Source organism: Ignavibacteria bacterium (genome assembly GCA_013177855.1).
In the GTDB taxonomy this organism is placed as follows: domain Bacteria; phylum Bacteroidota; class Ignavibacteria; order Ch128b; family Ch128b; genus Ch128b.
Window position 1 is genome coordinate 2370501 of sequence record JABLYA010000001.1, and the last position, 15529, is coordinate 2386029.

Sequence of the window (15529 nt, forward strand, 5' to 3'; positions counted from 1 at the left end):
TATGAAAGAGCTTTCAATTATAATAGTTAATTATAATGTAAAAGCTTTCCTTCAGAATTGTTTGCTTTCAATTAAGAAAGCAACAGAAAAAATTGATAGTGAAATTATAGTCGTAGATAACGCGTCTGACGATGGAAGTATTGAATTAATTAAAAAAAACTTTACTGATGTAATTTTAATAGAATCAAAAACAAACTTAGGTTTTAGCAAGGCTAACAACTTAGGTCTGAAAATTTCTCAGGGCAAATTTATTTGTTTGATTAATCCTGATACAATTGTGGAAGAGAATACATTTAAAGTAATGATTGATTTTATGGAGGATCATCCAGAAGTAGGACTGGCTGGATGTCGAATTTTAAATCCTGATGGAACTTTTCAATTAGCCTGCAGAAGGAGTTTCCCAACTCCGTGGGTCGCATTCACAAAGATAATTGGATTGAGTAAACTTTTTCCAAAATCAAAACTATTTGCCAGATACAATTTGACATATTTAGATGAAAATCAATCCTATGAAGTTGATGCTGTAAGTGGTTCATTTATGTTTTTGCGGAGAGAAGTCTATGAAAAAATTGGTGGCTTGGATGAAACATTTTTTATGTATGGTGAAGATTTAGATTATTGTTATCGTGTTAAACAGGCTGGATACAAAGTTTATTATGTCCATTCAACTCAGATCATTCATTTCAAAGGTGAAAGTACAAAACGAAGCAACATTGATGAGCTGAAGCATTTTTACGATGCGATGCGTCTTTTTGTACGTAAACATTTTTCAGGCAGCTGGTTAATTGAAATTATTTTACAAATGGCTATAAACTTACGGAGTTTTTTGGCTTTTATTGGAAAAAGATCTTTGATTTTGCTGGCTATCGTAATTGATTTCATTTTATTTAATCTTTCCGTTTTGGCAGCTGAGTTAATTTACATTAAAATTTCTGGGTTCAGCGGTTTCCCGGATTATGCATATCCGACAGTTTTCATTGTTCCAGCCGGAAGTTTCATTCTAATTGCATATTTGCTTGGTTCGTATCAAATCAAAAATCTTCCTATTTCCAAACTTTATCTGTCTTTATTAATTAGTTTTTTGTTCACGAGTTCATTGACTTATTTCTTTAAAGACTATGCATTCAGTCGAGCGATACTTTTAATTACTTATGTCTTTTTGTTTTTTGTTCTGCCTGGCTGGAGAATACTCTTGAAAATTATTTTCAAGTATCCAAAAGATTCCAGGCAATCATTATTTGAAGCAAATACTTTGATTGTTGGTACAAATGATGCCGCAATTGAATTAATCAACCGATTGAGAAAATCTTACAATTATTATTATGATGTCGTTGGCTTAATTGATCGAGATAGAAAAAGAATTGGAGAAAAAATTAATGAAGTGGAAATAATTGGAAGCTTAGACACTTTGGGAAAAGTAATCCGCGAGAAAGGAATTACAGAAGTAATTTTTGCATCCGATTTTCTTCCATACAATCAAATACTTTCAATTGTCTCAGCAAATCAGAACCAGAATGTTCACTTTCATCTTGCCGATAAAAATTATGATTTTATCATTAGTAAAAAAGATGTCCTCGAATTAAATGAACTTCCTTTGATTGAAATTGAATACAATATTTCGATGCCAATTCACAGGTTCATTAAAAGAGCCTTCGATATTTCTCTCGGTTTGATTTTATTGTTTACACTTTATCCGTTTTTTTTGATTCGATATTTAGTTTCTAAGAAGTGGAATAATTTGTTATATTTATTCAAAGTTCTTGGAGGAAAATTTAGTTTTGTTGGTAGACCAATCGGGAGTAGAGAAACTAACATTTATCTTGGTAAGCCTGGACTTACTGGAATTGTCCAGATCAATGAAAATAAAAATCTGACTGAAGAAGAGATAGAAAGACTAAATATTTATTATGCGAAAAATCAAAATATCTGGCTTGATATTGAAATTCTGATTAAGACAATTCAAAATTATTTGAGGTGATTATGCCAAAAACTATACTGGATTTTGAAAAACCTATAATCGAGCTCGAACAAAAAATTCAGGAAATGAAAAAACTCTCCGATACACTTGACATTGAAGAAGAAATAAAAAGTCTCGAAGAAAAAGTTCAGCTGCTGCAGGATCAAATTTACAATAATTTAAGTCGCTGGCAGATTGTTCAAATTGCTCGGCATCCTGAAAGACCTTACACTCTAGATTATATTCAAAAAATTACGACAGATTTCATAGAACTACACGGTGATCGTAATTTTGGTGATGATAAGGCTTTAGTTGGTGGTTTTGCTAAACTAAACGGCGAGACTGTAATGATAATTGGTCAGCAGAAAGGCAGGGATACAAAATCAAATCTTTACAGAAATTTTGGAATGATGAATCCTGAAGGTTATCGAAAAGCACTGAGATTGATGAAGCTCGCTGAGAAATTTGAAAAACCAGTTATCACTTTCCTTGATACGCCGGGTGCATATCCCGGAATTGGTGCAGAAGAACGGGGACAAGCCGAGGCAATTGCAAGAAATCTTTTTGAAATGTCCCGACTTCGAGTACCAATTATTGTTGTGATAATTGGTGAAGGTGCATCAGGTGGAGCGCTTGGAATTGGAGTTGGTGATAGAATTTTAATGCTTGAGTATTGCTGGTATTCGGTTATATCGCCTGAGTCTTGTTCAAGTATTTTGTGGAGGAGCTGGGATTATAAAGAACAGGCAGCTGAAGCTTTAAAATTAACAGCAAAAGATTTAATTCAATTCAAAATAATTGACAGGATAATTCCAGAACCGAGAGGTGGTGCTCACCGAAATCCTGAACAAGCCGCACTTATATTGAAAGAAGCATTAATCGATGAGCTTAACAAATTAAAGAAAATTAAAATTGATAAATTGATCGAAATGCGCATTGAAAAGTTTTTAAATATGGGAGTATATATAGAATAATGTTCCTCATCATTTTAATTCTAATGATAATGGTGGCTGGAATCACCATTTATTTTATCGTGGATACTAAAAAGACATCCACAGTAGAGTCACCTTCATATGTACCTGATTTTCAAGATGAACAGCTACAAAAGAAAATGCAGAGAGAAGCTCAGATTTGTACTGAATCAGTGATGACAACTTTTGATATAATGCTTGATTATTCAGAGGGTAGTATTAGGATACTTGACCAGGTTATTAATGATCTGTTCAAAAAGAAATCTCTCACTCCAAATGATCTTGATAGATTGACTGTTAGTTTTGGTGCATACTTTGGTCAAACTTTTTTGAATAATCAAAGTGGAATGTGGTTTCAACATCCAAATTTTAATTTACCAATAATCTTTTCTCCAAAGGCTTTATTTGAATTTTCTCCTTTTGAGATCATTAAACAAAAGTTTCAATTTTTAGAAAGATATGATCTCTATATTGCTTATCAAGATGTAGTCAGACAATATATAAAGAGATTAAATGAGCTTCGTGCATAAAACCTATCTTCGCCCAAGGTATGCTGATACAGATCAAATGGGCATTATTCATCACGCTAAATATTTTGAATATTTTGAAATCGCAAGAACAGAACTTCTTAGAAGCTTAGGATTGCCATACGCAGAACTTGAGAATGAAGGATACCTACTCCCGCTTACAGATTGTTATGCAAAATTTATAAAGCCAATCAAGTATGATCAATTAATTAGAATTGAAACTACTCTAGAAAATTTTCAAGGAGCTCGCATCTATCTATCCTATAAAATTTATTCCGAAGAAAACAATGAGTTACTCTCAGAAGGTTATACTAAACATTCGTGGGTTAAAAAAAATAATTTAAAGCCAACAAAACCTCCTGCAAAATTTTTGGAAGCAATTAATTGCAAATGACTTACTTAGATTTAAATAAGATAAAAGAAATTTTTGAACTCGCAGTAAAAGAAGATATAGGCGACGGGGATATTACGACATCAGCAATATTCAGAGATTTTAAAAATGTTAGAGCCGATTTACTTTGTAAAGAAAATGGAATAATTGCTGGACTGGAAGTCATTAAGCTGATTACTGAAAATTTTTTAAATGATGTTGAATTCTTTTCTTTTTATTCTGATGGATATGAAATTCATTCTGGTGATTTCATTGGAACATTCACTGGAGATGTGAGAGAAATTTTAAAGTACGAAAGAATTCTTCTGAACTTCCTTCAAAGAATGAGTGGAGTTGCGACTTTAACAAATAAGTTTGTAAATCAGGTCAAAGGTACAAAAGCTAAAATTTTAGATACAAGAAAAACAATTCCTGGATGGCGTTACCTTGATAAGTTAGCTGTTAAAATTGGCGGCGGAGAAAATCATCGTTTTGGCTTGTACGATATGTTTTTGATTAAAGATAATCACATCTTTGCAGCGGGTGGAATTACTCAAGCAATAAATTTGTGTAAAGAATACAATAAAGTTCACAAGACAAATTTTAAAATTGAAGTTGAAGTCAAAAATTTAATTGAATTGAAAGAAGCAATTGAATGCGGTGTTGATAGAGTAATGCTGGATAATTTTTCAATTGACTCAATTAGAGATGCAGTTAAACTTGTGAATGGCAAAGTTGAAATTGAAGTTTCTGGTGGAGTTACACTCGATACCATCAGAGAAATAGCGGAATGTGGAGTAGATTATATATCAGTTGGTGCGATAACTCATTCAGCTAAAGCACTTGATATTTCGTTAGAAATAATCGAATAGTTTTTTGTTATGCTTCCCTCATACATTTCTGAAATCAGTTTGGAAGAACTAAAAGAAAGGCGGGATAAACTTTACGAATTTTTGGAAGCCTGTAAGTTATGTCCAAATGAGTGTGGTGTTGACAGAAGAACATCCAATAATGGAAATTGCAGGTCAGGTTATTTGCCGATGGTCTCAAGTTACGCACCTCATTTTGGTGAAGAATCGCCGCTTGTTGGGCGATTTGGTTCAGGAACAATATTTTTTACGAATTGCAATCTTGATTGTAAGTTTTGCCAAAATTATGATATAAGTCATTATGGCATTGGAAGAGAAGTTTCTATTAATGATTTAGCTGATATGATGATTTATCTTCAGAATAGAGGATGTCACAATATAAATTTTGTCACTCCAACTCATTTTACTCCTCAAATTGTAGATGCATTAATTATTGCTCGTGAAAGAGGTTTAGAAATTCCTCTGGTTTATAATTGTGGCGGATATGAATCAGTTGAGACTTTAAAATTACTGGATAAGATAATTGATATTTATATGCCCGATATAAAATATTCATCTAATGAAAATGGATTGAAATATTCTGGCATTTCCAATTATTGGGATATTGTCCGACCAGCTGTTAAAGAAATGCATCGTCAGGTTGGTGATTTGAAAATAAGCACATCGGGGATTGCGAAAAGAGGATTGCTTATTCGTCATTTGGTTTTACCGAATGATGTATCTGGGTCAAGAAAAGTTTTGGACTTTATCGCAAAAGAAATTTCAATCGATTCTTATGTGAATATTATGGATCAATACAGGCCTGTATATTTAGCGAGCAAATTCCCTGAAATTGATAGGACAATTACAAGCAAGGAATACTTTCAAGTTGTTAATTACGCCAAAGAAATTGGACTGCATCGTGGATTTGAGCTTGTATTTTAAAATTTTTCAATCAGGAGATTTTAATTGAAAAAAGAATTAAAGCAACTGGGCAAAGAAACTGCTATTTACGGTATCTCAACGATAGTTGGAAGGTTCTTAAGTTTTTTACTTGTTCCATTCTTCACAAATGTTTTTTCTCAAGCTGAGTATGGAATAATCACAAATGTTTATGCTTACATTGCTTTCTTCAATATTATTTATCTGTATGGAATGGATTCAGCTTATTTGAAATATGCTTCAACTCAAGAGCTTGGAAATGAGAAACAAACTTTCAGTACAGCTTTTAATTCAGTTTTTTTGACATCTTTTCTTTTATCCATTTTGATTTTAATATTCAAAGAGCCTTTAACAATTTTATTTGGTTTAGAGAAAAGTCAATTAACCATTGTATATTTTGTTGCTGGAATTTTATTCTTCGATGCAGTCTCAAATGTAGTTTTCGCAAGATTGAGGTTTCATAATAAAGCTTTAAGATTTGCTTCTTTTAAATTGCTCAATATCATTTCAAATGTTGTATTGAACATCGTTGGAATTTTTATCTGGAAGCTTGGACCTTTAAGTGTATTTCTTGCAGGTTTTGGTTCTTCATTGTTCACATTTGTTTTGCTTCTGCCAGATTTGATAAAATCTTATCAATCGAAAATAGATAAATCAATCCTTCAAGCATTGTTAAAGTTTGGTTTACCGTTCATTCCGGCTGGTCTTGCGTCGATTGTCACTCAAGTAATTGATCGACCTATTTTGCTTGCACTAACTGACGCAAGTACTGTTGGAGTGTATCAAGCTAATTACAAACTTGGTATCTTTATGATGCTTTTTGTCTCAATGTTTCAATACGCTTGGCAGCCGTTTTATTTGAAGCAGTCTCTAAAAGAAAATGCAAAAGAACTCTTCGCAAAAGTTTTTACATATTTTACTCTTTTTGCTTTTACAACTTTTATAATTCTCTCACTTTTCATAGAGGACTTAGTGAGAATTAAATTCTTTGGATTCTATTTGATCGGGAAAGATTTCTGGGATGGTTTATATATCGTTCCAATAGTTTTACTTGCTTATGTGTTTAATGGATTTTATATAAACTTTTTGGCGGGAATTCAAATTCAGAAGAAAACTCAATATATGCCGTTAGTCTCTGGTCTTGGCGCTATCGTTAATGTGGTTTCAAATTTTATTTTAATTCCATTAATCGGAATGTTAGGTGCGGCTTATGCAACTTTGTTGGCTTACTTTGCAATGGCTGTATTTCAGTATTTCTTATCTCAAAGGTTCTACAGAATTAAATATGAATGGAGAAAAATTTTTTTAATTGGGATTTCGTCAATTTTAAGTTATGTAGTCTTTTTGCTTGTAAATGATTTCAACCTTATTAATGCTTTACTCTTGAAAATTTTAATTATTGCTTTATACTTATTCTCTTTGGGAATATTTGGTTTAATTGAAATAAGATGGATTAGAGAATTTTATTATTTTTTATTGAAAAGAATAGAGTTGTAAAGTAAATTTCGCCCTATTGTGAAAAAGTAATTTTCACTAATCCAAATAATTTTTCTTTCAAAAAGAGTATTAGAATAAACTAAATTTCTAATCTAATTCTGATTAAAATAATCATATATAAGTCTCGCAGTCTTGGCAACAGCATTTTGAGCTTTATTATCATGTGTCCAGGATGTATCGTTGCTTTCATCAGCAAAAATTGCAATCACAAAATCACACTTTGGTGAATAAACAATGCCTACATCAATTCTTGCGCGATCAACAGCACCAGTTTTGTTTGCCACAACAATATTTTCATTCTCTTTTAATTGATCATAGGGTAAAAATCTTCTAATCATTGTATCGTCTTGTTGATTTTTCAAAATCTTTATAATCCATTCTGAATAATTTGAATCAATTATCTGATGACGATAAATCATCTCAAGTAATTGCCCCATCTCGAATGGTGTTGAATAACCCAGAGCGAATCTTTTTGCTTCGGGAGTATTTTTCTTTGTTGCGTAAGAGAAAACTTTATTAAGTAATTTAGTGTGTCGAAGTCCTAATTTCTCCATTGTTGAATTTACAGCTTCCAATTTATCATCATGTTTCTCAGCAAATTGATCGATCACTGCATTGGTTGCAGTATTATCAGAAAGAATAATCATTAATGTTGCTGCGTCTATCAGTTTTATTTTTGTATCTCCATCAAAATATTGAATTACGCCTGCACCACCAACTTTATCTTTTTCAGGAATTAATATTTCTTTGAGAATATCTATTTCTCCGTTTTTTACCTTTTCAAATAAAGTTACAAGAATTGGTAGTTTAATCACGCTTGCTGTTGGGAATAAAGAATCAGCATTAATTTTTATTTCTTCACCCGTATTTAATTTTTTTGCGTATACTCCAATGCGTCCAGAATAAGTATTTGAAAGATTGATTATTTCTTCTTCAAGTTGATACTTACTTTTTGATTTGCTGTCTTCAAGACTTTTAATTTGTTTAGTGGATGAACAAGCAATCATAAAAATTGAAAGTGATAAAACTATTACGATATTTTTCATTTTTTTCCTCTCACTCTTTTTGTACAAAATTATATGAATAATTCATAAATATCCCATATTATGACCAATGATTAACTCTATACGAATTTTTTAAAGATCATTTATTGGCGATTTGTTGACTTTAAAATTTAAAAATGATAAATTTGAATAAAAGAGATGGTGAGGATGATCAATATCTTGACAGTGGGGCTTCGTTAATAAATAGATCGATGAAAATTAAGTCTTCTTCAAAAAATTTGTTCGTAAAATAATTACAAAAATCATCAGGAGGATTTGATGAGACAAAAAATTTACTCATTGGTCTTAGTAACTTTCTTGTTACTAAATTCTTTCTTGTTTGCTCAAGATGAAGAAAGATGGAGCAAACCTTTCCTTCGATTAGAACCAGCCAAAACAGGGAATCAAGAAGAGATTAAAATTGATTTTGAAGCAATTCAAAATGAATTAAAAAATATTAAACCAATACGAACAGTTACTGCAGATAAAACTTATACGGTATATCCAAATATCCGTGTTTGGCCTAATAGTGGAATGACGCAATCAGAAGTGCACATTGCAGTCAATCCCAATAATCCTAATATTCTCTTAGGTGGGTCAAACGCTGCGAACAATTCATCCACAGTTTCATATGTCAATCAAGGTTTTTATGTGACTACTAATGGTGGACAAACCTGGTATGGAAGCGACTCATTACCAGGAATACCTTCAGGTTATTATCGTTCTGATCCTGTTGTTGCGTTTGATCAATACGGAAATATGTATTTCAATACACTTGAATACAGCAGTACGGCAGGTGATCTTGTAACATTAAAATCAACAAACAATGGATTAACCTGGCCCATTAAAGTCGCAGTACCAAATCCAGGTCCTGATGAAGATAAAAACTGGGTTGCAATTGATGTAAATCCAGCTTCACCATATTATGGATATATTTATACAGCATATACTGAGTTTGGAAGTACGGATCCAAACTACAGAAAACTTGAGTTCTCACGTTCGACAGATGGTGGATTGACATTCTCTGCACCTGTAAATATGAGTGGTACATCGGGATATTTGCACCAAGGTGTAAATTTAGCTGTCGGAACTAATGGTGATGTTGTTGCTGCATTTACTCATTATCCAACAAGTACATTAACAACTTCACATGTAGCTTTTGCTAAATCTACTGATGGTGGTTTAACCTGGACGCAACAATTAGTTGTTCAGAATATTAACGATATTCGTGGTAACTTAACGAAAGGTGGAAATTCTATTCGTGTTAATTCATTCCCATATATTGCAGTAGATCATAGCAATGGACCTCGCAGAGGATGGATTTACATCACTTATGCTGCAAGACCAGCAACTGGTCAACCACCAGATGTTTATCTTATAAAGTCAACTAATTTTGGAGCTACTTGGTCAGCACCAGTAAAAGTTAACTCCGAGCCAGCAAATCGTGACCAATGGTTCCCAGCAATAGCAGTTGACCCAGCAGATGGTTCGGTAAATATCGTTTATTATGACAGCAGAAATTATCCGAACAATGATTCAACAGAAGTTTATTTATCCAGATCTCTTGATGGTGGCAATACCTGGGAAGATATAAAAGTATCTGATAGAGCCCACTTACCAAGAGCTATTGCGGGTCTGGCATCAGGGTATCAGGGAGATTATATTGGAATAACAGCTAAAAATGGTGTTGTCTGGCCATTCTGGAATGATAATCGATTAGGATATCATCAAGCATATACAGCAAAAGTTTTCTTTATTCAAATTAATCATACAAAATTACCAAACACAGAAAATCTTAATGGGCCCTACACTGTCGCTGCTAAGATTACTGGAAGTGTAGGAATTCAAGAAGCAAAAGTTTTCTGGAGAAGAGGAACAACAGGGGCATTTGATTCTCTTCTAATGTCAAGAGTTGCAGCAGATAGTTTTGTTGCAAACATTCCAGGAAATGGGCTACCTGCGATCTATCAATATTATATTTATGCAAAAGACAGCGTTGGAAGCTTTGCAACTTTACCAGGTGGTGCACCCGGTGAAGTCTTCCAATTTGAAGCTGCAACAGATAATCAACCTCCTGTAATTACACATACTGTTTTACCAAATCAGTATCGAGAGACCTGGCCTCCTCAGGTAACCGCTACAGTTACTGATAATATTGGGGTTGATTCTGTTTGGGTTGTTTATAAAGTAAATTCAAATGGTGTAATTAGACAATTTAGGTTATATGGACAGGGTAATAATGTTTATAGTGGCGCTTTTGATATTTCATCCACTCTGTTAAATGTAGGAGATACAGTTTATTATAGGATAGGTGCTAAAGATTTAGCAACTTCACCTAATTTTGGATATCACCCGAGTTCTTCAGGATACAACAGTTTCTTAATTATTCCAGATACAGAATTTCCAGTTATTACTCATAATGCGCTCGGTGATCAAGCATTCATAAGATGGCCAGCACAAGTAAGAACAGTTGTTACTGATAATATTGGAGTTGATAGTGTTTGGGTTGAGTGGTATAAAAATACAACAGCAAATTGGAAACGATTTAACTTATCAAAAACTACAGGTAACAATTGGGAAGGTTTCTTTAATTCAGACACGACCCAAGTAGCAATCGGCGATTCTATTTTTTATAGAGTTGTTGCAAGAGATATTTCATTAAGTCAAAATATAACTTACTTACCTGCCAGTGGATACTTTAAGTTTAATATAATTCAAACGAGAGGAATTGTTCTGGTTGTTGATGATGATGTAAGTGAATTTGAGAGAATTAGTCCTGAAAAAGGGCAATTTAAAGCTGATTTGACAGCACCGCTTGGTGCATCTGCAATGTTATTCAAATCGACTTTGGATAGTGTTGGTTTTCTTGCAGATTATGTAACATTTGCAAATCTCGATACAAATACTTTAATGAATTATGATATTGTAATTCTCTCGGCTGGAACAAAGACATCTGCGATCTTTAATGATCAAGGTAAACGAGATGCAATTAGAAATTTTGCGAAGCTGGACGGAAAGAAAACATGGGTTGAAGGCGGTGAAGTTGGATATTTCTACAGATCAACGGGAACAAATGATCAATTATTCAGACAAGAAGTTCTCTTTACGGAAGCCTGGGTTAGTGATGCTTCCAGTGGATTATTGAACAAGAAAATTCCAACACATCCAATTAATAATTATCCACATTCAATCCCTGATAATATCGAGTTTACAGGAACTGGATTTGGCGTAAGGGATGCGATGAGAGTCTTGCCTGGTGCTCGTGTATTTCCAGTAAGTACCTGGTCAACACATCCGGATAGCGGCGGTATAATTATACGGGATAAAAATCCTAATCCAACAAGTGCAGATAATGTATTCTTTACATTCAGCATTGGTTCGATGACCAATCAGGAAATTGCGAAGAAATTAATAGAAAATACAGCTGAATTTTTAATGGCAAGGGAAACACCAGCTGTAGGAAGAATATCGGGAACTGTTACTCTTCAGGGCGCAACAAATCATAGTGGTGTTGTTGTCAATTTAACTGGAACAGCAAATAAATCAACTGTCACTGCAGCAGATGGTAGTTATTCATTTGATTCATTATACAACGGACCATATAGAGTAACAGCAATCGCACCAACTGGATATTTCCCCGCAAGTAAATTTGTTGATACTGTGGTAAATGATAATCAAATTTCCAATATAAACTTTACATTTGTTCCGATTCTTCCTGGAACAATTTCTGGCCAGGTTACACTTCAGGGTCAAAGTGATCATAGTGGTGTTTTAGTTCAGGTACTAAATCAACCTGGTAAACAAGCTACAACCAATGCTGCTGGTAATTATCAGATTGATAGCGTAATGCCAGGACAGGTACTTGTTAAATTCTCAAAACAAGGTTATGGAAGTAAGACAAAAGATACAGTGCTGGCTAATGGTGGAACACTTGTTTTAAATATGACATTGACACCAACTCTTGGCAATATATTGGTTATAGATGATGATGTTGCTGAAGCTGATAGAATTAACCCTGAAAAATCTACAGAAGCTGATCTAACTACACCATTAGGTGCATCGGCAACATTATTTAAGACAGTTCTCGATTCTCTTGGATATAATACCGATCTTGTAACTTTCGCAGCACTTGATACAAATGCGTTAGCCAATTATGATCTGGTTATTCTTTCAACAGGGTCAAAAACAACTAATATATTTAACGATGCAGCTAAGAGGGCCGCAATCAGAAGATATGCAACAACTATTGGTAAGACATTAGCAGAGGGTGGTGAACTTGGTTACTTCTTTAGAAGCACATCAACGACTGCAGATTCAATGTTTAGAAAAGAAGTCCTTTATACAAGTAGATGGGTAAGTGATGCAACAACTGCTGCACTGAAAAAGAAATTACCTGATCATCCAATATGGAATGTTCCAAATGTTTTACCAGATAATATTGCATTTACAGGTACAACCTATTCTATAAGAGATGCGATGAGAGTGGACTGGGAGCCAAAGACAATTTACCATGCTGGAACCTATACTACTTATCCTGATAGTGGATCAATTATTATTCATGATAAGACACCCAATCCATCAAGTGCGGATAATGTGTTCTTTACATTTAACATATCATTAATTACTGATCAATCTCTAGCTAAAAAGTTGATCGAAAATGTTGTAAAGTATTTATTTAATCAAGAAAGTGCACCACTCGGTCGAATTTCTGGTACGGTAACATTACAGGGTGCTCCAAATAGCGGTGGTGTTGAAGTAAGACTAAGTGGAACTGTAAGTAAGACAACTTATACTGCACCTGATGGCAGTTATAGTTTTGATTCATTATATGCCGGTCCTTATAGAATTACCGCTTATGCACCAACTGGATGGTTTCCATATACTCAAAAAGTGGATACAACACTTTCAAGTGGACAGCAGATTAGCAATATTAACTTTACTTTCGTCCCACTTGTAACTGGTACTGTTAGCGGTACTGTTACCTTAGATGGTCAAACTGATCATAGTGGAGTTGAAGTAAAAATTCTTAATCAACCTGATAAAGTAACAACAACAGATGCATCAGGAAATTATTCCTTGACAGGCGTAAATCCTGGTGATATTTCAGTCCAATTCAGAAAACAAGGATTTAGAACAACCAAGAAAGATACGTTACTACCAAATGGCGGCAGTTTAACAATAAATGTTTTTATGCCAACTTCATTAGGAAATGTTTTGGTTGTTGATGATGATGCAACATTAGAAGGAAGAATATCCAATGAAAAACAAGGAGCAGCTGATTTAACTTCACCTCTTGGTGTTTCAGCTAATTTATTCAAAACAACTTTAGATTCTTTAGGTTATAATACTGATTTGGTCACATTCTCTGCTCTGGATACTAATTCCTTAACAATATATGATGTATTAATTCTTTCTGCAGGACCAAAAACAGCAGTTCAATTCAATGATCAGGCAAAGAGAGATGCTATAAGAGCATTCGCTAAAACTCCTGGAAAGAAAACTTTGGTCGAAGGTGGTGAAGTTGGTTGGAACTATAGATCAACAGGAACTAACGATCAATTATTCAGACAGGAAGTTCTTTTCGTCGATAGATGGGTAAGCGATGTAAGTGGCGGAAATTTGAATAAGAAAATAGCCTCTCACCCAATTAATAGTGTTCCGAATTTGATTCCAGATAATTTAGCTTTCAGTGGAACTGGATTGGGTGAACGAGATGCTATGACTGTTCTACCAGGAGCAAGAGTGTATCCAGTCAGTACGTGGTCTACTTATCCCGATAGTGGTGGTATTATTGTGAATGATAAGAATCCTAACCCATTGAGTGCAGATAATGTGTTCTTTACTTTCAATATTGGTGGAATGACTGATCAGGCTTCAGCTAAAAAGCTGATTGAAAATACAATTAAATACCTGTTTACGGTTGAACCTCCGCCAACTGGTGTAATAGCAGGTCAGGTCACTCTAAATGGTGCACCAAATAATGCTGGCGTAACTTTGAAATTGTATCAGATGCCTGGAAGTAATTTGCTAATGTCTCAAGTGACAGATTCAACCGGAAGTTATTTATTCAGTGGATTATATTCAGGAAGCTATAGAGTAGAGGCTTCTGCACCAACAGGATTTTATCCAGCGAAAGCCTTTGTTGATACAGTTGTAGGAACTGATACAGTTTATAACATTAACTTCTCATTTGTTGATGTTAATACACCACAAACCGTTTCTTTCTGGACGACAGGTGGTTGGAATTTATTATCTGAGCCTGTAAAAACTTCTAATATGAGTAAAGGTGAACTATTCCCGTCAGCCACTTCAAATGCATTTACATTTAGTGATGATCTCGGTTATGTTAAGCACGATACATTAAAACCAGGTGTTGGTTACTGGCTGAAATTTACACAACAAGAACAACATACATTCCAGGGAATGGTTGATTATGTATTAAACATTCCAGTTAAAAAAGGATGGAATTTAATTGGTTCAGCCTATAAGTCAGTTCCAGTTAATAGTGTAACAACATCTCCAGCAGGTATAATTCAGTCGCCATTCTTTGAATACAACAATGGTTATTTACAGGCAGATAATTTGAATGTTGGTAAAGGATACTGGGTGAAAGTCAAACAGAATGGAACTCTCACTCTGCCAACTACATATCCGATGATGCTTGCAAAGGAAAGCATTTATGCTCAGAAAGTTGACGATAAATGGCCAACAATAGTAATTACAGATGCAGCTGGAAAACAGACAAGACTTTATCTTGCTGAATTAAATAGTATAAATGCAGAATATGAATTACCTCCTCTACCTCCAGCAGATGCATATGATGTAAGGTTCAATTCTAATAAATATGTAGAGGATAAAGCAGTTGGTAACTATATTGTTTCACTAAATGCTGTGAGTTATCCAATCAGAATTAGATTAGAAAACTTCAGCGATGAAGTGTATAGAATTAGTGATGGAGTAGGTGGACAAATTTATGAAGATTTGATTAGAAACGGAGAAGAGAAAGAGGTTAATGTCAAAGGTCTTAACGCATTAACATTACAAAAAGTTATTATTCCAGCTAATTATGAATTAAGTCAGAACTATCCAAATCCATTTAATCCATCTACGATTATTAAATTTGGATTACCGGAGAATTCAAAAGTATTGCTCGAAGTTTATAATGTTCTTGGAGAGAAAGTAGCAACTTTGATAAATGCAGAGCTTAAAGCTGGTTATCATTCGATTACATTCGATGCAAGAAATCTTACTTCTGGTGTTTATTTCTATAGAATCGAAACTTCGAAATTCAACGATGTAAAGAAAATGATTTTGGTGAAATAAGATGGATATAACTCAGAGAATATGTAAAGATATTTCAGTTAATAACCCGTG

General features: G+C 33.9%; 9 protein-coding genes. 8 read left to right on the forward strand and 1 reads right to left on the reverse strand.

Annotated elements, in window-relative coordinates; genetic code table 11:
* The first annotated feature begins 1 nt into the window (after position 1).
* The 7 genes from HPY57_09940 to HPY57_09970 are packed head-to-tail and all read left to right on the forward strand — an operon-like array spanning position 2 to position 7112.
* Positions 2–1978: a glycosyltransferase gene (locus HPY57_09940; protein ID NPV12099.1), complete on the forward strand. Its 1977-nt coding sequence runs from the start codon at positions 2–4 to the stop codon at positions 1976–1978.
* 2 nt (positions 1979–1980) lie between these two features.
* The gene (locus HPY57_09945; protein ID NPV12100.1) at positions 1981–2931 is read left to right on the forward strand and encodes an acetyl-CoA carboxylase carboxyltransferase subunit alpha; all 951 of its coding nucleotides are present in this window, start codon (positions 1981–1983) and stop codon (positions 2929–2931) included.
* Positions 2931–3458: a hypothetical protein gene (locus tag HPY57_09950; protein NPV12101.1), complete on the forward strand. Its 528-nt coding sequence runs from the start codon at positions 2931–2933 to the stop codon at positions 3456–3458. Before HPY57_09945 ends, HPY57_09950 begins: the two co-directional genes overlap by 1 nt.
* On the forward strand, positions 3442–3849 hold the full coding sequence (locus tag HPY57_09955; GenBank protein ID NPV12102.1) for an acyl-CoA thioesterase: 408 nt from the start codon (positions 3442–3444) through the stop codon (positions 3847–3849). The genes HPY57_09950 and HPY57_09955 overlap by 17 nt, the downstream gene beginning before the upstream one ends.
* Positions 3846–4697, forward strand: coding sequence for a carboxylating nicotinate-nucleotide diphosphorylase (nadC, locus tag HPY57_09960; GenBank protein NPV12103.1), 852 nt, complete (start codon positions 3846–3848; stop codon positions 4695–4697). The genes HPY57_09955 and nadC overlap by 4 nt, the downstream gene beginning before the upstream one ends.
* Positions 4698–4706: 9 nt before the next feature.
* The gene (locus HPY57_09965; protein NPV12104.1) at positions 4707–5618 is read left to right on the forward strand and encodes a radical SAM protein; all 912 of its coding nucleotides are present in this window, start codon (positions 4707–4709) and stop codon (positions 5616–5618) included.
* Between the two features lie 24 nt (positions 5619–5642).
* On the forward strand, positions 5643–7112 hold the full coding sequence (locus tag HPY57_09970; GenBank protein ID NPV12105.1) for an oligosaccharide flippase family protein: 1470 nt from the start codon (positions 5643–5645) through the stop codon (positions 7110–7112).
* A 92-nt stretch (positions 7113–7204) separates the two neighbouring features.
* Here the strand turns inward: HPY57_09970 and HPY57_09975 are convergent, their stop codons facing one another.
* A complete protein-coding gene (locus HPY57_09975) occupies positions 7205–8158 on the reverse strand; it encodes a serine hydrolase (GenBank protein NPV12106.1) in 954 nt (317 codons plus the stop codon).
* A gap of 276 nt (positions 8159–8434) precedes the next feature.
* Here HPY57_09975 and HPY57_09980 point away from each other — a divergent pair, with 276 nt between their 5' ends.
* A complete protein-coding gene (locus tag HPY57_09980) occupies positions 8435–15478 on the forward strand; it encodes a T9SS type A sorting domain-containing protein (GenBank protein ID NPV12107.1) in 7044 nt (2347 codons plus the stop codon).
* Positions 15479–15529: the final 51 nt, after the last annotated feature.